Below are 24,594 nucleotides of genomic sequence, written 5' to 3'. Positions count from 1 at the left end.
ACCTCCTTACGCGGTGGGGATCTTCACGGGCGGGGTGAAGGGGCTCTTCATCGGGCCGAGCGCGTTCAGGTCGACCTCGACGAGGGTGGGCCCCTCCGCGGCGACGGCGGCCGTGATCACGGGCAGCGCGTCGCTCTCCTCGGCGATCCGCGCGTAGGCGAGCCCGCAGGCGGCGGCGAGCCGGTCGAAGTCGGGGGTGAACAGGTCGACGCCGGAGCGGCGTTCGCTGTACCGGTCCTGCATGTTGCGCAGCACCCCGTAGCCGCCGTCGTTGAACACGATCAGGGTCAGCCGGGGCCGTTCCTGCGCCAGGGTGAGCAACTCGCCCAGGTGGACGGCGAGTCCGCCGTCCCCGGCGATGACGACGGTGGGCCGGCCGGGGCGGGCGAGGGCCGCGCCGATGCCCATGCCGAGACCCTGCCCGATGCCGCCGCCGCGGGGGAACACGTTGGCGCGCGGATCGTGGATCGGGAGCAGCCGGTTGCCCCAGGAGGACGACGGGATGGTGACGTCCCGGGCGACGACCGTGCCCGGCGGCAGCACCGCGGCGAGGGCGTCGCAGATCGCGGCCTGCGGGCCGATGGCCTCGTGCAGGGCGGCGCGGACCTCGTCGCGGACCCGGCGGACGCGGGCCGTCCAGGCGGGGTCGGCGGGCCCTGCGGCGGCGGTCAGTTCGGGCAGGACGGTGTGGGCCGGGGCGTGGAGGGCGTGCCGTGCCGGGTGGACGCGGCCGAGGGCGGCGGCGTCGACGTCGATCTGGATGTGTGCGGCGGGCAGGTCGAGCGCGTAGTCGGCGGTCTCGTTGGAGCGGAAGTGGGTGCCGATGGTGAGCAGGACGTCGGCGTCCTTGAGCAGCGCGCGTCCGGCGGGGGTGGTGGCGAAGTTCCCGACGACCTGGTCATGGTCCTCGCGCACGCAGCCGCGCCCGGAGTTGGAGGTGAGCAGACCCGCGCCGGTGGCCTCCAGGAGGGCCAGTACCTCGGCGCGCGCGGTGGTCGCGCCACCGCCGGCCCAGATCAGCGGCCGTCGGGCGCCCGCCAACAAGGCGCGGGCGGCGTCCAGTTCGGCCTGCTCGGGCCGCGGAGCCTCGGGGGCGGCGACCGTGCTGCCCGAGTCCTGCTGGGCCGCGTACTGGAGGTCGATCGGCCATTCGACGCTGGCCGGGCCGCCGGGTGCGGTGAGCGCGGCGAGGGACGCCTCGCGCAGCAGCCGGCCCGCGTCCTCGGTGGAGGTGACGGTCGCGGCGTACTTGGAGACCGCGCGGAGCATGCCGAGCTGGTCCTTGGTCTCGTGGATGAAGCCCCGCCCGCTGCCGAGGTGGGCGGACTCGACCTGTCCGGTGACGTGCAGGACGGAGGTTCCCGAGGCCAGGGCCTCGACGAGGGAGCCGGCGGCGTTGCCCGCGCCCGTCCCGGTCGAGGTGAGGGCGCAGCCGATGCTGCCGCGGGCCCGGCCGTAGGCGTCGGCGGCGTTGACGGCGGTGGCCTCGTGGCGCACCGGGACGAAGCGTAGCGCGGGGTCGGCGTCGATGGCCTCGACGAGCGGGAGGTTGTGCACGGAGACGATGCCGAAGACGGTGTCGACGCCGAGCGAGGTGAGGTGGGCGGCGAGGAGCTCGCCTCCGTCGCGGTAGGTCACAGGGGACATGCAGGCTCCTCAGAGGATGCCGCGGCCGACTCCGCCGCAGACGTCGATGCTGGTTCCGGTGATGTAGGAGGCGCGCGGCGACAGCAGCGAGACGATCGCGTAGGCGACCTCCTCGGCGCGGCCGAGCCGGCCGAGCGCGATGCCGCGATCGGCGGCGAGTCCGGCTTGCCACTCCTCGTAGGTGAGGCCGCTGTCGGCGGCGCGGTGGCGGCGCGTCCACTGGCCGGTGTCGACGAGGCCGAGGCAGACGGAGTTGACACGGACGCCGTCGGCGGCGAGTTCGGTGGCCAGGGACTTGGAGAGGTTCAGGATGCCCGCGCGGGCCGCGCTGGTGGTGATCAGCCGGGTCTCGGGCTGCTTGGCGAGGACGGCGTTGACGTTGACGATCGCGGCGGCGTCCGAGGCACGCAGGTAAGGGCGGGCGGCGGTGAGGGGGTTGAGCACCCCGGCGAACTTCAGCTCCAGTTCGTCGCGCCAGTCCTCGGCGGTGGTCTCGTCGAGCGGCTTCATACGGGACTGTCCGGCGTTGTTGACGAGGGCGTCGAGGCGTCCGCCGAAGTGGTCGGCGGCCCGGGTGACGAAGCCGGTCACGGCGTCGCTGTCCCGGACGTCGCACACCCCGCGGAACAACCGGTCGCTCCCGGCGCCCAGTCGGTCGGCGGCCTTGGCGAGCCGGTCGGCGTTCCGCCCGCAGGTGGCGACGTTGGCGCCCTCGTCGAGCAGGGCCCGGACCGTGGCCAGGCCGACACCCGAACTGCCGCCGGTGACCAGTACGGTGCGGTCGGCGAGGCCGAGGTCCATGAGAACTCCTTGCAGAAGGGGGTCAGTGCATCGTGAAGCCGCCGTTGACGGCGATCACCTGGCCGGTCAGGTACCGGGACTCCTCGCCGAGGAGGAACGCCACCGTGCCGACCAGGTCGTCCGCCTGCTGGGGCCGGGGGACGGCCCGGTTCTGGGCGTACAGGGCGTGCCGTTCGGCGGGGACGGTCCGCGTCGCCTCGACCTCGGTCAGTCCAGGCGCCACCGCGTTGACGGTGATGCCCTCGGGTCCCACCTCCCGGGCCATGGCGCGGGTCAGGGCGATGACGGCGCCCTTGGAGGCGACGTAGTGCGCGAGCCGGGGGGAGCCGTACAGGGCGGCGTCCGAGGCGATGTTGACGATGCGGCCCGGGCGGGACATCAGCGGCAGCAGGTGCTTGGCGACGAGCCAGGGGCCGCGTGCGTTGACGGCCATCAGCCGGTCCCAGACCTCGACGTCGAGGTCGTGGAAGTACTTGCCGCCGACGCCGTTGGCGAGCGCCGCGTTGTTGATCAGCGCGTACACGGGTCCGTCGGGCGCGAGACGGGCGGCCAGCGCCTCGACCGAGGCCGGGTCGGCGACGTCGAGGGGCAGGAACACGGCGGTGCCGCCCGCCTCTTCGACGGCGGCGGCCGTGCGCCGGCCCGACTCCGCGTCGAGCTCGGCGACGACCACCCGGTACCCGTCGGCGCCGGCCCGGCGGGCCATGGCCTCCCCCAGGCCACGGCCCGCGCCGGTGACGACGACGGTGCGCGGCGTCTCAGTCACGGGTGACGCCGTACAGCGGCGAGTACTCGGGGTAGGTCGGCACCTGCGGCTTCCGCGTGCCGATGATCACGCAGAACAGGGCGTCGGTGTCGCCCTCGTTCTTGAGGGAGCGGGTCACCCCGGCCGGGACGACGATCATGTCGCGGTAGCCGAGGGTGCGGTACTCGACCTCGTCGGGGCCGCGGTGGATGCCGACGCTGACCTGGCCCTCCAGGACGAAGAAGGCCTCCTCGACGTCGTGGTGGGTGTGGGCGGGGCCCTCGGCGCCGGGCGGCAGCAGCATGTTGGAGAAGGTGAACCCGCCGGAGGGCAGGATGCGGTTGTCGCTCTCGTGGTCGCCGGTGGCGCCGGAGCCGACGTAGCGGATCTGCGCGCGCTTGAACTGCGGTCCGGCCTTCTCCTGGAAGGACAGGGTGCCCCAGTCGGGCTCGCGGGAGTCCTTGGTGGCGATGAGGGCGTCGGTGTACTTCGCGAGGTCCGCGCCGTTGTCGTAGTCGGTGGTGGTGAGCGGCATGGTGGTCATCCCTTGCTGGTCTTGGCGTCGGTGACGATGTGCAGATGGGCGAGCAGCCAGGCGTTGAAGTGCTCGGGCTGTTCCTGGTTGGCCAGGTGACCGGCGTCCTTGACGATCACGTACGCGGTCTTGTGCAGACCGCCGGCCAGGACCTGGGAGGCGTCGGGACCGGTGATCCGGTCCTGCGCGCCGCACAGGACGAGGGTGGGGGCGTCGACCTTCGCGAGTTCGTCGCGCAGGTCGGTGGTGGCCATGGACTCGGCCGCGTAGGAGTAGCCGGGGAGGCGGACCGCGGCGGCCATGGTGTCGACGGCGCGTCGGACGAGTGCGTCGGGCGCCTGCGGTGAGACCAGGCGCGGGGCGCGCCGCTCGGCGAAGGCGCGGGGGCCGAGCTCGGCGAGTTCGGGGACCCGGGCGCGCATGGCGGCGGCCTTGTCGGGGCTGGTGCCGGAGCCGGGTGTGGAGTCGGCCACGGTGAGCGACTCGACGAGGCCGGGATGGCGGACGGCGAGCCGCAGCGCGATCACGCCGCCCCAGGAGACGCCGACGACGTGGGCCCGGCCGCCGTGGGCGCGGATCACGGCTGCGGCGGTGTCGGCGAAGTCGTCGAGGGTGAGGGGGTGTTCGGGGTCGGCCGAGCGGCCGTAGCCGGGCGCGTCCCAGGCCAGGACCCGGAAGTCCGGCGCGAGTGCACGGAGTTGGGGGGTGAAGGCGGCGGAGGAGGAACCGATGCCGTGCAGGCACAGCACGAGCGGTCCGTCGGCGCCCGCCCGTTCCAGGTGCAGCCCGGCGAGATCGTGGGCGGTCACAGGATCTGGCCCGAGCGTCCGCAGAGGGCGGCCAGGGAGCGCAGCACCGCATAGGGGACGACCTGGCTGGTCGCCGGGTTGGCCGCGTCCGGCTGGTGGCGCACCTCGAACCGGTAGGAGCCCTGCGGGCCGTTGGCCTCGATGACATGGGAGGTGTGCACGGCCGCCGGGTCGGCCACGACACTGACCCGCACCGCGTCGAGGTCGCCGACGGCGAGCGCGACGGAGGCGGCCACGTTGGTCGACTTCGGGAACTTCACGGGCACTTCGCGGGCGGTGCCGCGCATGACCTCGACGGGGCCGGTCGCCGCGCGCAGTTCGCCCAGCAGGTCCTCGTCCATCCAGGGCTGTTCGAGCGTCGAGGGCAGCTTGGTGGTGGTGAGGGTGATCTCGCCGAGCGGGCCCATGGCGCGGACCGCCTGGAGCAGGTCGAGTCCGCCGACGGCGCCGCCGGTGAAGTAGACCCGGCCGGGCCCGGTGGTCAGGAGCCGCTTCGCGAGGTCCTCGTCGGTGAGGGCGCCGGTGGAGGCCACGAGGAGGTCGGTGCCGGAGGCGAGGATCGTCTCGCCCCAGCCGCGCACGACACCCTGTCCCGCCGCCTCGACGATCAGGTCGCAGGCGTCGATGGCCTGGTCCATGGTCAGCTGCGGTGCTGGCGCGGCGTCGCCCAGGGGCCGGTTGTCGACGACGGCGGCCAGTTCGGCGCCGGGCACCTCACCGGCGGCCAGCGCGGTGCCGACGACGCGGCCGATGGCGCCCCAGCCGACGAGTGCGACGGTACGGGTCCGGTTCACGCGGCGGCTCCCTCGGCGTCGACGGGCGCCAGGACGGGGCTGCCGTCCGGGGTCCCGGCCATGTGGGCGCGGATGTGCCGCGACGGCGGGCCCGCGGTGCCCCAGGTGTCGGAGAGTTCGGGGGTGCGCCGCCAGGTCCGGCAGATCCACCGGTCCTCGACGACCTGCGCGACCTCGGAGGTGTACTCGCACACCAGGCCCGTGGGGTCGGTGAAGTAGGAGAAGGTGTTGTCGCCGGGGCCGTGCCGCCCGGGACCCCACTCGGGGGTGATGCCGTGGTGCTTGAGCCGGCCGAGGCCGCGCATGAAGTGGTCGAGCGAACTCATCTCGTAGGCCACGTGGTTGAGGGACACCCACGGTGCCTGGTTGAAGGCGACGCAGTGGTGGTCGGCGTTGCAGCGCAGGAAGGCCATCTGGTGCTCGGACCAGTCGGAGACCCGCATGCCGAGCACGTCCTGGTAGAAGGCGACGGCGGCGTCGATGTCGGTGGTGTTGAGGACCGCGTGGGTGACGCCGACGGGCAGCGCCTCGTCCCGGCCGCGCGCCGGGACGGCCCAGGTGTCGGCGGACAGTTCGATCAGGCGTCCGTCGAGGTCGTGGAAGCGCAGCCCGTATCCGCCGCCGACCTGGTCCAGCGGACCGGGCGCGGTGACGAGGGGGATCGCGCGGGCCTCCAGACGGCGGGCGGCCTCGTCGATCTCGGCGGGCGAGCCGACGGCGAAGGCGAGCCGGCCCAGGCCGATCCGCTCGGAGCGGGTCAGACGCAGGGCGTGGTGCTCCTCGCCGGTGCCGCGCAGCCAGCTGGCGCTGTGTCCGGCCTCGACGACCTCCAGGCCCCACACCTCCTCGTAGAAGCTCGCGGCCTCCGCGAAGTCGGGGGTGAGCAGCTCGACCGAGCGCAGTGCGCGCAGCCGGGCGATCGGGGGGTGGTTCATGTGATGTCTCCCAGACAGGTGCGTCAGTTGGCCCAGGGCAGCGGCGCGGTGTCGGTGCCCCAGTAGAGGGACTTCTGCCGCTGGTAGGCGCGGATCAGGTCGCGGCCCTTCTCGGTGCCGAGGCCGGAGTCCTTCATGCCGCCGAAGGGGGTGGAGATGGAGAACTGCTTGTAGGTGTTGATCCAGACGGTCCCGGCGTCGATACGGCGGGCCAGGCGCCAGGCGGCGCGTGCGTCCCGGGTCCAGATCCCGCAGGCCAGGCCGTAGTCGGTGGCGTTGGCCCGGGCGACCAGCTCGTCCTCGTCGTCGTAGGGGAGGGCGACGAGGACGGGGCCGAAGATCTCCTCCTGGCAGGTGCGGGCGGAGTTCGGCAGGCCGTCGATCACGGTCGGCAGGTAGTAGGCGCCCTCGGCGTACTCCTCGCCCTCGGGCACCGCGCCCCCGCAGAGCACCCGGCCGCCCTCCTCGCGCGCCAGGTCGACGTAGGCGGCGACCGCGTCGCGGTGGCGGTGGTGCACGAGCGGTCCGACCTGGGTGCCGGGGGAGGTGCCGGGGCCCACCCGCAACCTCCGCACGCGCTCGACGAGTTCGCCGACGAAGGAGTCGTAGAGGGAGGAGTGGACGAACAGCCGCGAACCGGCGATGCAGGACTGGCCGCTGGACGAGAAGATCCCGAACAGCACTCCGGCGAGGGCCTGTTCGACGTCCGCGTCGGGGCGGACGATCGTGGGCGACTTGCCGCCGAGTTCGAGCGAGGCGGGGACGAGCTTGTCGGCGGCCGTGCGGGCGATGGCGCGCCCGGTGCCGGTGCCGCCGGTGAAGCCGATCCGGGCGACGAGCGGGTGCCGGACGATCGCGTCGCCCACGACGCTGCCCTTGCCCGGCAGGACGGAGAGCAGCGCGGCCGGCAGTCCCGCCTCGGTGAGCGCCCGGTGGACGAGGCGGCCGAAGGCGAGGGAGACCAGCGGGGTCCACTCCGCGGGCTTGAGCAGCACGGCGTTGCCGGCGGCCAGGGCGGGGGCAACCTTCTGCGCGTCGGAGGCGATCGGCGAGTTCCAGGGGTTGATGGCGCCGACGACACCGATGGGCTCGTGGACGCTCATGGTCACGTAGCCGCCCCGGGAGGGGGTGAGGGCGTCCTCGGCGGTCTCCAGCGCGGCGGCCGTGTAGCGGAAGGTGGCGGCGGCGCTGAGCGCGAGGGCGCGGGTCTCGGCGAGGGTCTTGCCGGTGTCGGCGGTCTGGAGCGCGGACAGGTCGTCGGCGTGCTCCTCGATCAGGTCGCCGATCCGGTGCAGGAGACGGGCCCGCTCGTGCGGCAGGAGGTCGCGCCAGGCGGGTGCGGCGGCGGCCTCCGCGGCGGCCCGGGCGGCTTCCTCGACGTCGTCCACCGAGGCGGCGTGGAGGGTGGCGAGAAGGGTGCCGTCGGCCGGGTCCACCGTCCGGACGGGGGCGCCCCGGCCGCGTGGCCAGTGGCCCGCGATGAGGATCTCGTCGGCTGGGATGCGCGGCATGGGGACCTCCGGATGAGGGCGGTACGGGGACCTCCGACAGTGCGGGCGCTGGGCCTCAGCGGGTTTGTCGAAGCACTTGAAATCTAAGGGCTTAACTATTTTGGCCGCAAGGGGGCGGCGTCGAAGAATTTTTCCCCACGTCAGAGATAAGGCTTGCCTAACCACGGAGGGCGGCCGGTAGAACATTAAGCGCTGAGATGTTCAGCACCTACAGAACGCCGACAGAACACCTACGGAGAAGGGGTGGGCGCGCAGCATGCGCCGCCCCGCTTCAGGCCCGCCGTCCCGTCCCCACCTCTTCAGCCGCCCGGTACACGGTTATCGTCGTACCCTCGCGGCCCGAACCCTCCCGTGCGGTCCCGTCCTCTCACCGCCGTACGGACCCGGAGGCCAGCCATGACGATCGACGCACACCGCGCCGCCACGGACCGACCAGGTGACGCATCCTCCCTCGCGGCCGACATCGGCGCCCGCTTCGAGCGGCTGCCGCTGAGCCGCTGGCAGGTGACGGTCCGGCTCATCATCGGCACCGCCACCTTCTTCGAGGCCTTCGACCAGCTGCTGATCGCCTACGCGCTGCCCCAGCTGCGCGGCGAGTGGAACCTGGACACCGGCCACACCACCGCCCTGATGACCGTCGGATCGGTCGGCATGCTCATCGGCGCACTCGTCTCGGGCCGGCTCGCCGACCGCGTCGGACGCGTCAAGGTCATCGCCACCTGTATCGCGGTGGCCAGCCTGTGCAATCTCGCCCTCACGCTGTGCCACTCGCCCGAACCGTTCATGGCGATCCGCTTCCTCCAGGGCATGGCCATCGGCGGCGAGGTGCCCATCGCGGCCACCTTCATCGCGGAGATCACCCGCGCCCATCGGCGCGGCCGGTTCGTCCTCCTCTTCGAGCTGGTCTTCCCCGCCGGACTCACCGCCGGGGCGCTCGTCGCCTACTGGCTGATCCCGCTGCTGGGCTGGCGCTGGATGTTCGCCCTCGCGGCGCTCCCCGCGGTCCTGTGCCCGGTCATCCTGCGCCGCGTCCCCGAATCGCCCCGCTGGCTCGCCGACCACGGTCACCACGAGAAGGCGCTCGCCACGATGGCCGCCATCGAGGCGAAGGTCGAGAAGAGCACCGGCGCCCCGCTGCCCGACCCCGAGCCCGCGCACCCTGCCGCGCCCTCCCAGGGCAGGGGCGGACTGGGCGAGCTCCTCGGCCGCCGCTACCGCAAACGCATGATCGTCATCGGTGTCCTCTGGTTCACCGGCTACTTCGTGAACTACGGCATCACCTCCTGGCTGCCCACCATCTACGGCACCCGCTTCGGCCTCGACCTGTCCACGGCCCTTCTCTACTCCACTGTGACGAGCTGCGCCGGTCTCCTCGGCTGCCTCGTCGTCGCCCTCACCGTCGACCGGGTGGGCCGCCGCAACACGGTCGTGCGGTGCCTGGGCGCCGCGGCTCTGTGTCTGCTCGTCCTCGGCCTCGCGGCCACCGGCACCGCCGTCGGGGTCCTCGCTTGGACGTCCCTGGCCGCCGTCTTCCTCTTCGGCTGCAACATCTGCCTCTACGTCTACACACCCGAACTGTTCCCGACCCGGATCAGGGCGCTCGGGGTCAGCCTCGGCAGTGCCATGAACCGGCTCGGCATCATCCTCGGCCCCATCGTCGTGGGCGCGGTCTACGCGGGCGGCGCGATCGGCACCGTCTTCGTCACGCTGGCCGCCGTCGCCCTCGTGGGCTCGGTGACGGCGGCGACCGGGGCCGAGGAGACCAGCGGGCGCCGACTGGAGGACGTCGCTCCCTGAACCGCTGCGCCGCTGACCCGGGCGCGTGACGGAGGTGCGCCCCCGAAGGCGCCGGTCGCCCGGGTCAGCGGCGCAGCCGTGCGCGGTAGGAGAGGACCGCCGTCAGGAGGAAGACGAGCGGCAGTCCCAGGCCCATCACCGTGAGCGGGCTCAGCGTCGACTCCAGCCAGCCGGGCATGTCCACGAAGAGGGGCAGGAGCATGAGCACCGTGAGCGGCAGGGTCGCCATCATCGTGACCCCGAACCCGAGCATCAGCGCCGCCTGCCGGGCATCACGCCGCTCGATCGTGACGGCCGCCTGCGGATCGGGCGCCCAGTCCTCGCCGCGCAGCTCCGTCCAGGTCGTGCGGAGCAGCCCTAGTTCACGTTCCACGTTCACGTGCAGGTCGTCGACGAAGGGCAGCAGTACCTTGCTGCCGTCCCGGCCGTAGGCGTGCACCAGCACCTCCGCCGCGCCCCGCTGCATCGCCGCCGCCGGGTTCGGCTCCGCCCTGATGTCCTGGATGTCCTCCCAGGCCAGCCTCCGCCCGCGCACCATGCCGCGCGCATACAGCGCCTTGATGTCGAAGGACGTGGAACAGCGGAGTGTGGCGTAGAACAGCCAGCCCATCAGCGCCGCCCACACGAACAGGAACCCGAACCGCCACGTGCCGGGCAGATCGTCCGCCGGCAGCACCACCCCCAGCATGGCGAGGGTGCCCACGCCGATCACCACCAGGAACGCGCGCTTGCGGTTCGGTGCCATCCGGTAGACCCGCGGTCTCACGTCGTCCCTCATCGAACGCCCCCTCCACCCGTCCTGCCCCACCCTCAGGAACACCATGGTGTTCCTTCAACTCCCGTCTGTCGAGCACCTGTTGACCGATCAGGGCCGTTCGCGACGGCGGTCCCGTCCTGTGCCGTTCCGTCGTCGTCCGGGGCCGTGCGGTGGGACGGTGGGGGCGTACCTCCGCCGATGCCGCGGCCCGGGTCGAACGCGCCGCGACGAGCTGAACCGGGACCGCGATGGAAACGATCATGGGTGTCGTGGCAAGTCTCGCCGGTGTCTTCGTCGGGGCGTCCCTGACGCAGCGGTCGGCCAACCGGCAGCGCCGGTTGAGCATCACCTTCGACCTGCACCAGGAGCTGCACGGGGCGGACATGATGCGCGCACGGCATGCCGCCGCGCAGCTCGTCGCGCAGCACCCGGAGAGGGACTACCAGGAGTTGCGCGACCTGTTCGGTTTCTCCGGCATCTCCGACCTGCAGCAGGTCGTCTACTTCTTCCAGCGCCTCTGGATCGCCATCGAACTCGGCGCCGTCCAAGACGTCTACGTGGTCCGCCTCTTCGGTGACACGTTCTCCTGGTGGTACGACACGACGTTCCGCGTCATGCTCGTCCCGACGCGCACCGAGATGGCTCACGACATCGAAGCCCTGCACGCCTGGATGCTCACTCACGCGAGCGCGGCGGAACGGGAACTCTGGCGGGGGGACAAGCCGGACGCGTGGCAGAGGAGGGACCTGTAGCGCCCCGAGGATCACGGCACCGCCTGACCGGACCCGCGTCCGGCGCCGTCCGCGTGGGGCGTGGTCATGTGCCCGGCGGGTATGCCCCAAGAGCGTGCCCTGAACGGCGTAGCGCACTCCCGTCCGCCCCGTGAGTACTCCCGCGCGCTCCCTCACACGTGTTTCGAACAGGCGAATCGCCGCCGGTCCCGTCCGCTACAACAGGGAACTTCGACACAGCGGCAGGGCGCCGGAGCCCGTCCGCGGAGGACGGGGACATATGCACGAGGGATGGCGCAGCGCCCGACTGCGGCGGCGGCTGGGTTTTGCCGTCTGCGGGGCCTCTCTCGCGGGCCTGGCGGGCTCGTTGCGGTTCTGGTGGGACGACACGGCGACCGCCGGCGTCCTGGTCTCCGCGATCGGCGCCTTCGTGTCGGTCGCCGCGCTCGTGACCGACCTCGTACGGAACGACGGAGGGGCGTCGGGCCTGTCCGACACCGAGACCCGGCGGCGCGCGGCCGACTCCCTCGCCGACGCCGTACGGGACCAGTGGGGTGCCGAGGCCCGGCTGCGCAGGCTCCAGGACCCGGCTCCGCTCGACGTGGAGTGGACACCGGCGCCCCGGCACCTGGCCGACCACGCGCAGAACATCCGGCGCCGACCGCCCCTGCCCGCGCCCCGCGACAGCGACGACCAGGACATCGTGGGGGCGCTGCCCGCCCTGCCCGGCCGGCGGCTCGTGGTGCTCGGCGGGCCCGGCACCGGCAAGAGCGTGCTGGCCATCCGGTACGTCCTCGACCGGCTGGCCGCCCGGCAGCCCGGCGATCCGGTGCCGGTGATCTTCCCCCTGTCGAGCTGGGACCCCCGCCGCACCGGCCTGCGGGAATGGCTGACCACCCGGCTCGCCGCCGACTACCGGCCGCTGGCCGCACCGGTCGACGACCGGCGCTCCCTCGCCCGCGCCCTCCTCGACACCGGACTCGTCCTGCCCGTCCTCGACGGCTTCGACGAACTCGCCCAGGCCGCGCAGGGGCAGGCCGTACGCCGTGTCAACGCCGAACTCGACACCGACCTGCCGCTGCTGCTGACCAGCCGCCGGGAGGCGTGGGAGCGGGCGGTCACCGAAGGGGATGTGCTCACCGCCGCCGAGGTGGTCGAGCTGCTGCCGCTGCGCCTCGACGGGGCCGCCGCCCATCTGGAGCGGACGGCACGGCTGCTGCGCCGCGACACCGAGGAACCCCGCACCGTGTGGACACCGGTGCTGCACCGGCTCACCCGGTCCCCGTCCGCACCCGCCGCGCGCGCCCTCACCACCCCCCTCATGGTGGCCCTCGCCCGCGCCGTCTACAGCGACACCTCCCGTGACCCGTCCGAACTCCTCGACCAGGAGCGCTTCACCAGCGTGGCGAGCGTCGAGGAGCATCTGCTGAAGGCGTTCGTGCCCGCCGCGTTCGCGGACGCGGGTCCGCGGGCCGCCGAGACCGCCGTACGGCGGCTGACGCTGCTGGCCAGGGCCGCGCGGCTGCGGGCCGGAGGACGCCTGGCCTGGTGGGAGCTGGAGTCGATGCTGCCCAGGGGCCTGGCGCTGTACGCGCCCGGACTGCTGGCGATCGCGGCGTTGTCCGTCCTGGTGCTCCCCGTCGCCGTGGCCCGCACGGAGAGCGACCTGGCGGGCGCGGAGGATCTCGTCTCCGTCATCGCCGCGCTGGTCGGACAGACCATCGGGTTCGCCATCGGCGCGCACTGCCTGCTGCCGGCGGCCCCCGGTCGACGGGGTGGACGCTTCCTCTTACGACAGGGTCTCGTCACCGTCGGCGTGAGCGTGCTGCTGTGGGCCTGCTTCGCCTGGGCCGACGACCTGCGGCTCGGCTTCCGCTTCGGCGGGGTCAGCGACGGATGGCTACCCGACCTGTTCGGCGGCTGCCTGTTCTCCATGCTGTTCACCCTGTTCTTCGGCATCGCCGGGCTGCCCCAGCATCCGGTGCCCCTCAGCCTGCCCTGGAGCGGCTCCGCGGGCCGGGCGTCGGCCCGGGTCTGCGGATCGGTGCTGCTGGTGGGCGGCGCGTACGCGACGGGCCTGGTGCTGGCCGGACGGTCCGGAAGCCTGTGGACCGCGCTGATCGGCACCACCTGCGCGGTGGCCGGGGTGGTCCTGCTGGCGGGCGCCACCCGCCGGGCCGGGCGGGACAGCCCGCACTCGGTGCAGGCCGGGCGGGTGGCCCGGCGTTTCCTGGTCGGTGCCACGCGCGGGACCGCCGCCGCCCTGGTGATCGGGGTGGGGGCCTGCGGGGCGGCGGGGCTGACCGCGGTCGCGGTGACCGCGGTGAAGCTGAAGGCGGCCTCCACCACCGATCTCGGCGGACGGCACTTCGGCGGCTGGCGGTTCGCGGAGCACCACGGGGTCAGAACGGCGGTCACCCTGCGCCCTCTGCGCGGCACGCTGCTCATCCCCGGCGGCGGCGCCCGGCCGGTGGCCTACCCCGAGGGGTCCAGGCCCTCGGACTGCACGCTGCCGCTGCTCCGCACGCGTACGTGCGTTCCTTTCACCTCGCTGCGCACGGTGTTCGAGTCACGGGACGGCGCGGTGGCGGTCCGGCTCACCCTGGCGGGCGGCGGCAGGGTCACCGGTCTGACGCCCTGGAAGCCGGTCCCGACAGGCAGGCGGGCCGCGCCGGGATCGGGGGCGGGGACGACCGTGGCCTATGCCGCCAACCTGCGCTGGACCCTCCCGCAGGAGGCCCGCGGCTGGCTGGGCCAGGGCCCGGTGAGCGGCCTGCTGCGGCGGACGCTGCCGCCCCTGCTCGGCGCGGGTGTGCTCATCGGCGTGGTCGGAGGGTGCGTGTGCGGGGTGTACCGCGCGCTGAGCGTGCCCTCGGACGTGATGCGCGCGGCGGGCCCCGCGTCCTCGCTGCGTACGGACCGGACGGCGTCGGTGACCCGCGGCGGTGCCGTCGCGCTGCTCGTGGCGCTGGTGTGCGTCCCGGTGGCGGCGCTGCCCGGTGACCGGGGCGGACTGGTGCACGTGGCCACCCAGTTGTGGCTGCCGCTGGGCACCGCGGCGCTGTCGCTGAGCGCGTGGGGCCGGTTCACGGTGACGCGCGTCTGGCTCGCGACGACGGGCCGGTTGCCGTGGCGGCTGATGACCTTCCTCGAAGACGCCCACCGGCGCGGGGTGTTGCGGCAGAACGGTGCGAGCTTCGAGTTCCGCCATGTGCGGCTCCACGCCCATCTGGCAGGCGACCGCCCGAGCGCGGACATGGCCCTCCCCGCCCAGGCGGATGCCCTGCGGCCCCGCCGTCCGTTCGACGGCGGGGCCGCGGGCGACGGCGAGAACACGGGGATCGGCGGCGGCGGGGCGGACCGGGGTTAGACGTGGCGCCGTGCCTTCCTCGGTATCGGGGCGTCACGTCATGTCACCGGCGTCCTGTCGCCGCGGTCAGGTCACGGGCGTCGGGTCGGTCGCCGGTTCCCGGGGGCCGGAGCCCTGTGGGTCGGTGTTCTGCGTGCCGGAGTCCCGGGGGCTGGTGTTGTGCGTGCCGGATTCCTGCGGACCGGAGTCCCGTCGGGTGTTGTCGCCGAGGAAGCCGCCCGACTGGTGCCGCCACAGCCGGGCGTACGTCCCGCGTCCCGCGAGCAACTCCTCGTGGGTGCCCTGTTCGACGACGTTCCCGCGGTCCAGGACGACGAGCCGGTCCATGCCCGCGACGGTGCTCAGCCGGTGGGCGACCACGAGCGCCGTCCGGCCCTTCATGAGACGCCACAACGCGTCCTGGATGAGGATCTCGCTCTCCGAGTCCAGCGCGCTGGTCGCCTCGTCGAGGAGCAGGACCGGCGCGTCGCGCAGGATGGCGCGGGCCAGGGCGACGCGCTGACGCTGACCGCCCGAGAGCTTCACCCCTCGCTCGCCCACCAGCGTCCCGAAGCCGTCCGGGAGTTGCTCGGCGAACTCCGTCACGTGCGCCGCCTGGGCCGCCGCGAGGATCTCGGCCTCCGTCGCGCCCGGCCGGGCGAACGCGATGTTGTCCCGCAACGGGCGGTGGAACATGGCGGGTTCCTGCGGCACGTAGGCGATCAGCGACCGCAGGTCGCTCTGGCGCAGCCGGCTGATGTCCTGGCCGCCGATCATGATGCGTCCGCCGTCGACGTCCGACATGCGCAGCAACAGGCGGGTGAGCGTGGTCTTCCCGCCGCCGGACCGGCCGACCAGCCCGATCCGCGCACCCGCGGGCACGTCCAGGTCCAGCTCTTCGAAGATCGGCTCCGAACCCGCGTGGGCGAACGTGACCTTGTCGAAGCGCACGGCCGAGTCGCGCGGGGCGAGCGGCTCCGGCTTCGGCGGGTCGACGACGGTGGGCGGGTCCAGCAGCAGCTCCGTGAACTGCGCCGCCTCCGTCATCGAGCTTTCGAGCCGCCGGTAGATCTGGTTGAACTCGAACATGATCTCGGTGGCCTGGGAGTAGTAGGTGAAGGCGACGACGACGCCCTCGACCCCGAGTCCCGGACCGCCGAAGGCGATCGCCACCACCAGTCCCAGCACGTTGGTGGCCACGGACAGCGGCGCGATCACGGTGTCGACGCGCAGGTTGCCGTAGTCCCACGACCGGAGCGTCAGCCGCCGGGACTCCGCGACGCGGCTGCGGTGCTCGGCGCCCTCCCGGCGTTCGGCCGCGAACGCCCGGATGGTCTCCATGTTCATCAGGCTGTCGGCGACATGGCCGGAGACACGGGCGATGGCCGCCTCGCGTGCGTTGACGAGCCGTTGACGGCGCCGGATCAGCGGGGTCGCCGCCACCAGGGTCAGCGCCATCATCACGAGCAGGCCCGCGACCAGCATCGGCGAGTACGTCCACAGCACCGCGGCACCGAAGACCAGCGGTACGAGACTGCCCACGATCCGGTACGTCATCGTGTCGATGAAGTCCTCGAACCGCTTGCCGTAGCTCAGCACCCGCTTGGTGAGGGAGCCAGCGAAGTTGTCGTGGAAGAACGCCGCGTCCTTGGACAGGAGTTCGTCCATGCCGTCGACGTAGAGGTGTTCCATGCCGAGCGCGCCCACGCGGTTCAGGCAGTGCTGCCCGACCCGCCAGACCGCTTCGGAGAGCAGCAGGGTCACGCCGAAGGCGAGGATGTACGGCGCCGCGGTGGCGAGGGTGAGACCGCCGTCGGCGGCGGCGCGCCCGGCGAGCTTGGCGATCAGCAGGGGAGAGACGTAGCGGATGCCGATGTTGCCCAGGGCCGGCAGCAGCAGCGCGGGCAGCGCCAGCCAACGAAGGCGGAGAAGTTCGAGGTTGTAGTGGCGCAGCGCCAGCAGGACCGCACTCCTGCCCGGCGCGGAACCATAGGTTTCAGAGGTGCCCATCACACTCCCGGGGGTGGGGAAGCGCAGTGTCCCGTTGAACAAGCCTCTCAGTCCAAGCATTTACGGCGGAGCGGTGATAATCGGACACTCCGGTGCGGTGCTCGTGCCGTCGGCCGTGCTCGTCCAGGTGGTGGGCCGGGGCGTGTCTCAGGGTGCCTTCGAGGGGAACGTGCCGGTGTGCTGGACGGTGCCGAGGGCCAGGAGGACGTACCGTCGTGCGATCTCCTCCGCCGCGAGCGGGCCGTCGGCCCGGTACCAGTTGGCCACGCCCTGGCACATGGTCAGTACGGCGCGGACGGCCTCGGCGGGGATCGGCGTCGTGAACACCCCTTGCGCGACACCGGACTTCACGGTGTCCAGGAGCATGTGCTCCAGATAGTCGCGCAGCGCCACGTAGCGGGCGCGGTTGCCGGCGTCCAGGCTGCGTATCTCCGTGTCCAGGAACGCCAGGCCCTTGCGGTGGGCCATGTAGAGGGTGATCGACTCGACCATGACGCAGAAACGGGGCAGCGGGTCCTCGCCCGCCTCGGCGGCGGCGGCCCGGCACCGGTCGAGGACGTCCGTCATGGACATCTGGAGCAGGGTGGCCAGGAGCGCCTGCTTGTTCTCGTAGTGGTAGTAGAGCGCGGGGACCGTCACGCCCACCCGGCCGGCGATGTCACGGACCGAAGTGCCGTGGTACCCGTGCTCGTTGAACGCCTCCATCGTGTGCATCAGGATCGGATGCAGGTCGAGCGGCTCGTACGCGCGCCAGTGCTGTACGGCGTCGGTGCCCTGCTTCGCCTGTGTGCTCAACGGCGCTCCTTCGATGTGTCTCCGGGAAGTGCCCCGGCGAGGTGAAGTGTACGGCCGCCGCCCTCCGCCGGGCCTGGAAGCCAGCTTATCGATCGATCAGCAGTTGATGACCTTCCCGCCGAAGGGTCGTTGAAATCCCCGATGTTTCACGACTGTTGACCGCTCATTGCCTCACCCCTACTGTCTTAGCGAGCGCTAAGTAATCCTGTTCCGGGGGTCCGTGCGGCCCTCGTCGAGAGAGGGGTCTCATGAGCTCAGCCAGTGGCGACAGCGATCCGCGGTCCGGGCGAGGGCCCGGCCCGCTCGCCGGGGTGCGGGTGGTGGAGCTGGCGGGCATCGGTCCCGCGCCGTTCGCCGCGATGCTCCTCGGGGACCTGGGCGCCGACATCGTGCGCGTGGACCGCCCCGCCGCCTCGCCCGTGGGCATCGACCCCGCCCACGACCTGACCAACCGCAACAAGCGCTCGGTCGTCGTCGACCTCAAGAGCCCGGACGGCCCGGCCGTCGTGCTCGCCCTCGCCGAACGCGCCGACATCCTCGTCGAGGGTTACCGCCCCGGAGTCGCCGAACGCCTCGGCGTCGGTCCCGAGGCGTGCGCGGCCGTCAATCCGGCCCTGGTGTACGGCCGGATGACCGGCTGGGGCCAGGACGGCCCCCTCGCGCCCCGCGCCGGGCACGACATCGGCTACATCGCCCTCACCGGCGCCCTCGGCATGATCGGCGCCCCCGACGGCCCGCCGGCCGTCCCCGCCAACCTCCTCGGCGACTACGCCGGCGGTTCCCTCTACCTCGCGGTCGGTCTGCTCGCCGCGCTGCTCGACGCCCGTCTGACGGGACGAGGCCAGGTGGTGGACGCGGCGATCGTCGACGGCACGACCCATCTCACCGCCGCCCTCAGGGGGATGCTCGCCGCCGGTGCCTGGCACGACCGGCGCGGGAGCAACCTCCTTGACGGGGGCTGCCCTTACTACTCCGTCTATGAGACGGGCGACGGCGGACACATGGCGGTCGGCGCGCTGGAGGGCCGGTTCTACGCCGAGTTCGTCCGCCTTCTCGGCCTGCGCGAGGAGGACCTGCCGGACCGTCACGACCCGCGCGAGTGGCCGCGGTTGCGCGCCCGCTTCGCCGAGCGGTTCAAGAGCGCCGGCCGGGCCGAGTGGACCGCCGTCTTCGAGGGCACGGACGCCTGCGCCGCGCCCGTGCTGTCCCTGGAGGAGGCAGCCCGGCACCCCCACCTCGCGGCGCGGGGCACGCTCACCGAGGCGCACGGCGTGACCCAGCCCGGCGTGGCTCCCCGCTTCTCCGCCACACCGGGCGCCCTGCGGCTGCCGCCCGCCCAGCCCGGGGCCCACGGCGGCGAGGTCGCCCGGGACTGGAAGGTGCCCGCACTCGCCGCACCGGAGGCGCCGGGCGCGGTCGCGGGGCTCGCCGTATCGGACGTACCCGGCCCGGTCGCCGGAGGAGGACACTGATGGAACTCTCGATGCCCCTGAACTACGCGGGCGACCCGCGCACCGCGGCCGACGACGCCGCCGCCCTCGAACGCGCCGGACTCGACGCGGTCTGGGTCGCCGAGGCGTACGGCTTCGACTCGCCCACGATCATGGGCTACTTGGCCGCCCGCACCGAGCACCTGCGCATCGGCTCGGCCATCCTCAACGTCTACTCCCGCACCCCCGCGCTCATCGCGCAGACCGCGGCCGGACTCGACGCGCTCACCGGCGGCCGGGCCATCCTCGGTATCGGCGCCTCCGGCCCGCAGGTCGTCGAGGGCTGGCACGGCCGCCGCTACGACAAGCCGCTCGGCCGCACCCGGGAGACCATCCAGCTGGCGCGGCGCATCTGGCGGCGCGAGGTGATCGAGCACCACGGCATCGTCGACATGCCGCTGCCCGCCGAGAAGGGCGGCACCCTCGGCAAGCCCCTCAAGCTCCTCACCCACCCCGTCCGCGCCGGCATCCCGATCCATGTCGCCGCCCTCGGCCCGGCCAACGTCCGCATGACCGCCGAACTCGCCGACGGCTGGCTGCCGTTCCTCTACGTCCCCGAACGCGCGGCGGAGGTCTGGGGCAAGCCCCTCGCCGAGGGCGCGGCCCGCCGCGACGCCGCCCTGGGCCCCCTGTCCGTCGTCGCGGGCGGCCTGCTGGCGATCGGCGACGGCGCCGAGGCGGTACGCGACCTCATGCGGCCCGTCATCGCCCTGTACGTCGGCGGCATGGGGGCACCGGGCCGCAACTTCTACTACGACCTGGCCTGTTCGTACGGCTACGAGGCCGAGGCCGCCGCCGTGCAGGAGCACTACCTCGCGGGCCGCAAGAAGGACGCCGAGGCCGCCGTACCCGCCGAACTGTGCGAACGGGTCTGCCTCGCGGGCCCCGAGGGCTATGTCCGCGACCGCGTCGAGGTGTTCCGGGAGGCGGGCGTCACCATGCTCAACGTCACCCCCGTCGGCCCCGAACCGGCCCGCCTCGTCGAGCAGGTCAAGACCTGGCTGTGAAGCGCGACGGCACCGCGCCCGGCCCACGCCCACCGACCGGAGACGACATGCGACGAGACCTCTACACCGCCGACCACGAGGCGTTCCGCGACACCGTGCGCATCTTCCTCGCCAAAGAGGTGACCCCGCACCACGAACAGTGGGAGAAGGACGGCGTCGTCAGCCGCGCGGCGTGGCGCGCGGCCGGCCGCCAGGGCCTGCTGGGCCTCGCCGTCCCGACCGAGTACGGCGGCGGAGGCGTCGACGACTTCCGCTACAGCGCCCTGCTCATCGAGGAGTTCGCCCGGGCAGGAGCCTCCGGGATGGCACTGAGCCTGCACAACGACATCGTCGGCCCGTACCTCACCCGCCTCGCCACCGACGAACAGAAACGGCGCTGGCTGCCCGGCTACACCTCCGGCGACCTCATCACCGCCATCGCCATGACCGAACCCGGCGCGGGCTCCGACCTCCAGGGCATCCGCACCACCGCCGCCGACCGGGGCGACCACTACCTCCTGAACGGCACCAAGACCTTCATCTCCAACGGCATCCTCGCCGACCTCGTCGTGGTCGTCGCCCGCACCACCCCCGACGGCGGCAGCTCGGGCCAGAGCCTCCTCGTCGTCGAACGCGGCATGGAGGGCTTCGAGCGCGGCCGGAACCTCGACAAGATCGGCCAGAAGGCCCAGGACACCGCCGAGTTGTTCTTCGAGGACGTCAAGGTGCCCAAGGAGAACCTGCTGGGGGAGGAGAACAAGGCGTTCACCGCCCTCATGGGGCACCTCGCACAGGAGCGCCTGGCCATCGCCGTGGGCGCCGCCGCGGCGGCCGAGCACATCCTGGAGGTGACGACGACGTACGTGAAGGAACGCGAGGCGTTCGGGCGGCCCCTGTCCCGCCTCCAGCACATCCGCTTCGAGATCGCCGAGATGGCCACCGAATGCGCCGTCACCCGCAGCTTCGTCGACCGCTGCATCATCGAGCACACCCACGGCCGCCTGCACGCCACGCACGCCTCGATGGCCAAGTGGTGGGCGACCGAACTCCAGAAGCGCGTCGTCGACCGCTGTCTCCAACTCCACGGCGGATACGGCTACATGACCGAGTACCCGGTCGCCCGCGCCTTCCTCGACGGGCGCATCCAGACCATCTACGGCGGCACCACGGAGATCATGAAGGAGATCATCGGCCGCTCCCTGCTGGCGTGACCGCCGACGGCCCGATGGCCGAGGGTTCCCCGGTCTTCCCCGTCCGGCCGTCCCGTTCGCGGTCCCCGCTCCCTTCGTGTCCCCCTCCTGAATCGACCGGAAGGTTCCCGTTGAGCACCGAAGCGTTTGTGTACGAGGCGATCCGCACCCCGCGCGGCCGTGGCAAGGCCGACGGAGCGCTGCACTCCGTCAAGGCCGTCGACCTGGTCGTCGGACTGATCGACGAGGTGCGCCGCAGGTTCCCCGGCCTCGACCCGGCCGGTGTCGACGACATCGTCCTCGGGGTCGTGAGCCCCGTCGGCGAGCAGGGCGCGGACATCGCGCGGACCGCCGCGATGGCGGCCGGGCTCCCGGACACCGTCGCCGGGGTCCAGGAGAACCGCTTCTGTGCCTCCGGCCTGGAAGCGGTCAACCTGGCCGCCGCGAAGGTCCGTTCGGGCTGGGAGGATCTCGTCCTCGCGGGCGGCGTGGAGGCCATGTCCCGGACCCCGATGGGCAGCGACGGGGGAGCCTGGGCGACGGACCCGCTGACCAACCACACCACCGGATTCGTCCCCCAGGGCATCGGCGCCGACCTCATCGCCACCCTGGAGGGCTTCACCCGGCACGACGTCGACACCTACGCGGCCGAGTCCCAGGCCCGGGCCGCCGAGGCGTGGAAGGAGGGACGGTTCGCGCGGTCCGTCGTCCCGGTCCTCGACCGCAACGGGCTGCTCGTCCTGGACCACGACGAACACCTCAGGCCCGGCACGACCGCCGACTCGCTCGCCCGGCTCAAGCCGTCCTTCGCCGACCTCGGCGAACAGGCCGGCTTCGACGCGGTGGCGCTCCAGCGCTACCACTGGGTCGAGCGGATCGACCACGTCCATCACGCGGGCAACTCCTCCGGCATCGTGGACGGCGCGGCGCTGACCGTCATCGGGAACGCGGCGGCGGGGGAGCGGCACGGGCTGACGCCCCGGGCGCGCGTCGTCTCGGCCGCGGTCTCCGGCGCCGACCCCACGATCATGCTCACCGGGCCCGCCCCCGCCTCCCGCAAGGCCCTCGCCAAGGCGGGACTGACCGTCGGCGACCTCGACCTGGTCGAGATCAACGAGGCGTTCGCGGCGGTGGTGCTCCGCTTCGTCAAGGACCTCGGCCTGGACCCGGACAAGGTCAACGTCAACGGCGGCGCCATCGCGATGGGACATCCGCTGGGGGCGACCGGCGCGATGATCCTCGGCACCCTCGTGGACGAACTGGAGCGCAGGGGTGGCCGCTACGGACTCGCCACCCTGTGCGTCGGCGGCGGGATGGGCATCGCCACCGTCGTCGAACGCCTGTGAACCGCCCGATGCCCGACTCCCGCCCCCTTCCGTCCCGTTCACCCCTGGAGAGCGCATCCATGGCCCCCGACGCCGAACGCCGCACCATCCGCTGGGAGGAGGACGCCGACCACGTCGTCACCCTCGTCCTCGACGACCCAGGCCAGTCCGCCAACACCATGAACCAGGCCTTCATCGACTCCCTGGACGCGACGGCCGACCGTCTGGAAGCCCACCGGGACACCCTCAGGGGCGTGATCGTCGCCTCCGCCAAGAAGACCTTCTTCGCGGGCGGCGACCTGCGCGACCTCGGCTCGGTCACCCCCGAGACCGCACAGCTCTCCTTCGACGCCGGAATGCGGGTCAAGCGCGCCCTGCGCCGGATCGAGACGCTCGGGCTTCCCGTGGTCGCCGCGATCAACGGGGCGGCACTGGGCGGCGGTTACGAGATCGCGCTCGCCTGCCACCACCGGATCGTCCTCGACCGGCCCTCGGCCCGCGTCGGACTGCCCGAGGTCACCTTCGGGCTGCTCCCGGGCGGCGGCGGAGTGACGCGCACGGTACGGATGTTCGGCGTCGCCGAGGCCCTCCAGAAGGTCCTCCTCGAAGGCCGCCAGTACGCCCCCGCCGACGCCCTCGCCGCCGGACTGGTCGACGAGATCGCCACCGACGACGACGATTTGCACGCCCGCGCAAGGGCGTTCATCGACGCGCACCCGCGGTCCGGCCAGCCGTGGGACACCCCGGGCCACCGGATACCCGGGGGCACCCCCAGCCATCCCGCGCTCGCCGCGCAACTCCCCGCGTTTCCCGCCCTCCTGCGCAAGAAGCTGGGCGGCGCCCCTTACCCCGCACCGCGCAACATCCTGGCGGCGGCCGTCGAGGGCGCCCAGGTCGACATCGACACCGCGTTCGTCGTCGAGGCCCGCTACCTCACCGAACTCGTCGCCGGACAGACCGCCAAGAACATGATCCAGGGCTTCTTCCACGACCTGCGGGCCGTCGACTCCGGCGCCAACCGGCCGCAGGACATACGCGCCCGCACGGTCCACAAGGTCGCCGTCCTCGGCGGCGGCATGATGGGCGCGGGCATCGCCTACGCGTGCGCCGTGGCGGGCATCGACGTGGTCCTGAAGGACGTCGGCCAGGAAGCGGCCGAGCGCGGGAAGGCGTATTCGGCACGGCTGCTCGACCGGGCCGTGGCCAAGGGCCGTTCGACCGAGGAGGAACGGGACCGGGTGCTCGCCCGGATCACGCCCACCTCCCGCGCGGAGGACCTCGCGGGCTGTGACGCGGTCGTCGAGGCGGTCTTCGAGGACCCCGCGGTCAAGAGCGAGGTCTTCCACGAGGCCGAGGCGCGGGTCGCCCCGGACGCGCTGCTCTGCTCCAACACGTCCACCCTGCCCATCTCCCTGCTCGCCGGCGCCGTCGAGCGGCCCAAGGACTTCATCGGGCTGCACTTCTTCTCACCCGTGGACAAGATGCGCCTGGTCGAGATCGTCAAGGGAAAGCAGACCGGCGACGAGGCGCTGGCCCGCGCCTTCGACCTCGTGCGGCAGATCAGGAAGACGCCGATCGTCGTCAACGACAGCCGGGGCTTCTTCACCTCCCGCGTGATCGGCCGCTTCATCGATGAGGGCGTCGCGATGGTCGGCGAGGGCTACGATCCCGCGACCGTCGAACAGGCCGCGGCGCAGGCCGGTTACCCGGCGAAGGTGCTCGCCCTGATGGACGAACTCACCCTCACCCTGCCGCGCCGCATCCGCGAGGAGACCCGGCGGGCCACCGAGGAGGCCGGCCGGACCTGGCAGCCGCACCCCGCCGACGCCGTCGTCGACCGGATGATCGACGAGTTCGGGCGTCCCGGCCGCAGCGGCGGCGCCGGTTTCTACGAGTACACCGACGGGCGGCGCACCGGACTGTGGCCGGGTCTGCGCACCCACTTCACCGACCCGGCGCTGCGCGACGCGGATCTGACGGAGCTCGGTGAACGCATGCTGTTCGTCGAGGCCCTCGACTCCGTGCGCTGCCTGGAGGAGGGTGTCCTCGGCTCCGTCGCCGACGCCAACGTCGGGTCGCTGCTGGGCATCGGGTTCCCGCCCTGGACGGGCGGCGTCCTCCAGTACGCCAACGGCTACCCGGGCGGTCTGCCGGGGTTCCTGACCCGCGCCCGGGAGCTGCGCGACCTGCACGGCGAGCGCTTCGAACCGCCCGCCCTGCTGATCCGCAAGGCCGAGCGCGAAGAGACGTTCCGCGACGCCTGACGCACGTACCAGGTCCGCCCGGCACCGGCTGGGCACGTACCAGGTCCGCCCGGCACCGGCTGGGCACGTACCAGGTCCGCCCGGCACCGGCTGGGCACGCACCAGGTCCGCCCCGCACCGGCC

General features: G+C 72.7%; 19 protein-coding genes. 8 read left to right on the top strand and 11 right to left on the bottom strand.

What is annotated here, in order from left to right; translation table 11 throughout:
- Positions 1-6: 6 nt before the first annotated feature.
- The 8 genes from ACIPSE_RS28720 to ACIPSE_RS28685 are packed head-to-tail and all read right to left on the bottom strand — an operon-like array spanning position 7 to position 7,777.
- Positions 7-1,647 carry a thiamine pyrophosphate-binding protein gene (locus tag ACIPSE_RS28720; protein WP_401667818.1) on the bottom strand — a complete coding sequence of 547 codons (1,641 nt, stop codon included), beginning with the start codon at positions 1,645-1,647 and terminating at the stop codon, positions 7-9.
- 9 nt (positions 1,648-1,656) lie between these two features.
- The gene (locus tag ACIPSE_RS28715) at positions 1,657-2,448 is read right to left on the bottom strand and encodes an SDR family oxidoreductase (protein ID WP_401667815.1); all 792 of its coding nucleotides are present in this window, start codon (positions 2,446-2,448) and stop codon (positions 1,657-1,659) included.
- Positions 2,449-2,470: 22 nt separating this feature from the next.
- A complete protein-coding gene (locus tag ACIPSE_RS28710) occupies positions 2,471-3,214 on the bottom strand; it encodes an SDR family oxidoreductase (RefSeq protein WP_401667812.1) in 744 nt (247 codons plus the stop codon).
- On the bottom strand, positions 3,207-3,728 hold the full coding sequence (locus ACIPSE_RS28705) for a cupin domain-containing protein (protein WP_401668289.1): 522 nt from the start codon (positions 3,726-3,728) through the stop codon (positions 3,207-3,209). Before ACIPSE_RS28705 ends, ACIPSE_RS28710 begins: the two co-directional genes overlap by 8 nt.
- A 5-nt stretch (positions 3,729-3,733) precedes the next feature.
- Positions 3,734-4,537 carry an alpha/beta fold hydrolase gene (locus tag ACIPSE_RS28700; RefSeq protein ID WP_401667809.1) on the bottom strand — a complete coding sequence of 268 codons (804 nt, stop codon included), beginning with the start codon at positions 4,535-4,537 and terminating at the stop codon, positions 3,734-3,736.
- Complete coding sequence (locus ACIPSE_RS28695; protein ID WP_401667806.1) at positions 4,534-5,331, bottom strand: aspartate dehydrogenase domain-containing protein; 798 nt, start codon at positions 5,329-5,331, stop codon at positions 4,534-4,536. The genes ACIPSE_RS28700 and ACIPSE_RS28695 overlap by 4 nt, the downstream gene beginning before the upstream one ends.
- Positions 5,328-6,266: a VOC family protein gene (locus tag ACIPSE_RS28690; protein ID WP_401667804.1), complete on the bottom strand. Its 939-nt coding sequence runs from the start codon at positions 6,264-6,266 to the stop codon at positions 5,328-5,330. Before ACIPSE_RS28690 ends, ACIPSE_RS28695 begins: the two co-directional genes overlap by 4 nt.
- A 23-nt stretch (positions 6,267-6,289) precedes the next feature.
- Complete coding sequence (locus ACIPSE_RS28685; protein ID WP_401667801.1) at positions 6,290-7,777, bottom strand: aldehyde dehydrogenase family protein; 1,488 nt, start codon at positions 7,775-7,777, stop codon at positions 6,290-6,292.
- A gap of 396 nt (positions 7,778-8,173) precedes the next feature.
- Between ACIPSE_RS28685 and ACIPSE_RS28680 the strand changes: the two genes are divergently transcribed.
- Entirely contained in the window at positions 8,174-9,574 is a 1,401-nt protein-coding gene (locus ACIPSE_RS28680; protein WP_401667799.1) for an MFS transporter, read from the top strand.
- Positions 9,575-9,638: 64 nt separating this feature from the next.
- Here ACIPSE_RS28680 and ACIPSE_RS28675 read toward each other — a convergent pair whose 3' ends face one another.
- A complete protein-coding gene (locus ACIPSE_RS28675; RefSeq protein ID WP_401667797.1) occupies positions 9,639-10,352 on the bottom strand; it encodes a hypothetical protein in 714 nt (237 codons plus the stop codon).
- 239 nt (positions 10,353-10,591) lie between these two features.
- On the opposite strand from ACIPSE_RS28675, the gene ACIPSE_RS28670 reads away from it, so the two are divergent.
- Together ACIPSE_RS28670 and ACIPSE_RS28665 are read left to right on the top strand one after the other, a co-directional pair.
- Entirely contained in the window at positions 10,592-11,083 is a 492-nt protein-coding gene (locus ACIPSE_RS28670; RefSeq protein WP_401667794.1) for a hypothetical protein, read from the top strand.
- 259 nt (positions 11,084-11,342) lie between these two features.
- The gene (locus ACIPSE_RS28665) at positions 11,343-14,432 is read left to right on the top strand and encodes an NACHT domain-containing protein (protein ID WP_401667792.1); all 3,090 of its coding nucleotides are present in this window, start codon (positions 11,343-11,345) and stop codon (positions 14,430-14,432) included.
- Positions 14,433-14,498: 66 nt separating this feature from the next.
- Here ACIPSE_RS28665 and ACIPSE_RS28660 read toward each other — a convergent pair whose 3' ends face one another.
- On the bottom strand, positions 14,499-16,421 hold the full coding sequence (locus ACIPSE_RS28660; RefSeq protein WP_401667789.1) for an ABC transporter ATP-binding protein: 1,923 nt from the start codon (positions 16,419-16,421) through the stop codon (positions 14,499-14,501).
- A gap of 147 nt (positions 16,422-16,568) precedes the next feature.
- Entirely contained in the window at positions 16,569-17,216 is a 648-nt protein-coding gene (locus ACIPSE_RS28655) for a TetR/AcrR family transcriptional regulator (RefSeq protein WP_401667786.1), read from the bottom strand.
- Positions 17,217-17,464: 248 nt separating this feature from the next.
- On the opposite strand from ACIPSE_RS28655, the gene ACIPSE_RS28650 reads away from it, so the two are divergent.
- The 5 genes from ACIPSE_RS28650 to ACIPSE_RS28630 all read left to right on the top strand — a co-directional run bounded on the left by ACIPSE_RS28650 (position 17,465) and on the right by ACIPSE_RS28630 (position 24,471).
- Positions 17,465-18,688 carry a CaiB/BaiF CoA transferase family protein gene (locus tag ACIPSE_RS28650; RefSeq protein ID WP_401667783.1) on the top strand — a complete coding sequence of 408 codons (1,224 nt, stop codon included), beginning with the start codon at positions 17,465-17,467 and terminating at the stop codon, positions 18,686-18,688.
- Positions 18,688-19,713, top strand: coding sequence for an LLM class F420-dependent oxidoreductase (locus ACIPSE_RS28645; RefSeq protein WP_401667780.1), 1,026 nt, complete (start codon positions 18,688-18,690; stop codon positions 19,711-19,713). Before ACIPSE_RS28650 ends, ACIPSE_RS28645 begins: the two co-directional genes overlap by 1 nt.
- Positions 19,714-19,760: 47 nt before the next feature.
- On the top strand, positions 19,761-20,903 hold the full coding sequence (locus ACIPSE_RS28640; RefSeq protein ID WP_401667778.1) for an acyl-CoA dehydrogenase family protein: 1,143 nt from the start codon (positions 19,761-19,763) through the stop codon (positions 20,901-20,903).
- A gap of 110 nt (positions 20,904-21,013) precedes the next feature.
- Positions 21,014-22,228, top strand: coding sequence for an acetyl-CoA C-acetyltransferase (locus ACIPSE_RS28635; RefSeq protein WP_401667776.1), 1,215 nt, complete (start codon positions 21,014-21,016; stop codon positions 22,226-22,228).
- Between the two features lie 59 nt (positions 22,229-22,287).
- Positions 22,288-24,471: a 3-hydroxyacyl-CoA dehydrogenase NAD-binding domain-containing protein gene (locus ACIPSE_RS28630; protein ID WP_401667773.1), complete on the top strand. Its 2,184-nt coding sequence runs from the start codon at positions 22,288-22,290 to the stop codon at positions 24,469-24,471.
- Positions 24,472-24,594 lie beyond the last annotated feature (123 nt).

It is taken from the genome of Streptomyces sp. NPDC090106 (genome assembly GCF_044747265.1).
Classification (GTDB): Bacteria; Actinomycetota; Actinomycetes; order Streptomycetales; family Streptomycetaceae; genus Streptomyces.
This window is presented reverse-complemented; position numbering and strand designations above follow the sequence as displayed.

Coding starts and splice junctions, on each gene's coding strand:
- ACIPSE_RS28720 (WP_401667818.1), bottom strand. CDS start 1,647: ATGTCCCCTGTGACCTACCGCGACGGAGGCGAGCTCCTCGCCGCCCAC.
- ACIPSE_RS28715 (WP_401667815.1), bottom strand. CDS start 2,448: ATGGACCTCGGCCTCGCCGACCGCACCGTACTGGTCACCGGCGGCAGT.
- ACIPSE_RS28705 (WP_401668289.1), bottom strand. CDS start 3,728: ATGCCGCTCACCACCACCGACTACGACAACGGCGCGGACCTCGCGAAG.
- ACIPSE_RS28690 (WP_401667804.1), bottom strand. CDS start 6,266: ATGAACCACCCCCCGATCGCCCGGCTGCGCGCACTGCGCTCGGTCGAG.
- ACIPSE_RS28685 (WP_401667801.1), bottom strand. CDS start 7,777: ATGCCGCGCATCCCAGCCGACGAGATCCTCATCGCGGGCCACTGGCCA.
- ACIPSE_RS28680 (WP_401667799.1), top strand. CDS start 8,174: ATGACGATCGACGCACACCGCGCCGCCACGGACCGACCAGGTGACGCA.
- ACIPSE_RS28675 (WP_401667797.1), bottom strand. CDS start 10,352: ATGAGGGACGACGTGAGACCGCGGGTCTACCGGATGGCACCGAACCGC.
- ACIPSE_RS28670 (WP_401667794.1), top strand. CDS start 10,592: ATGGGTGTCGTGGCAAGTCTCGCCGGTGTCTTCGTCGGGGCGTCCCTG.
- ACIPSE_RS28665 (WP_401667792.1), top strand. CDS start 11,343: ATGCACGAGGGATGGCGCAGCGCCCGACTGCGGCGGCGGCTGGGTTTT.
- ACIPSE_RS28660 (WP_401667789.1), bottom strand. CDS start 16,421: ATGGGCACCTCTGAAACCTATGGTTCCGCGCCGGGCAGGAGTGCGGTC.
- ACIPSE_RS28650 (WP_401667783.1), top strand. CDS start 17,465: ATGAGCTCAGCCAGTGGCGACAGCGATCCGCGGTCCGGGCGAGGGCCC.
- ACIPSE_RS28645 (WP_401667780.1), top strand. CDS start 18,688: ATGGAACTCTCGATGCCCCTGAACTACGCGGGCGACCCGCGCACCGCG.
- ACIPSE_RS28640 (WP_401667778.1), top strand. CDS start 19,761: ATGCGACGAGACCTCTACACCGCCGACCACGAGGCGTTCCGCGACACC.
- ACIPSE_RS28630 (WP_401667773.1), top strand. CDS start 22,288: ATGGCCCCCGACGCCGAACGCCGCACCATCCGCTGGGAGGAGGACGCC.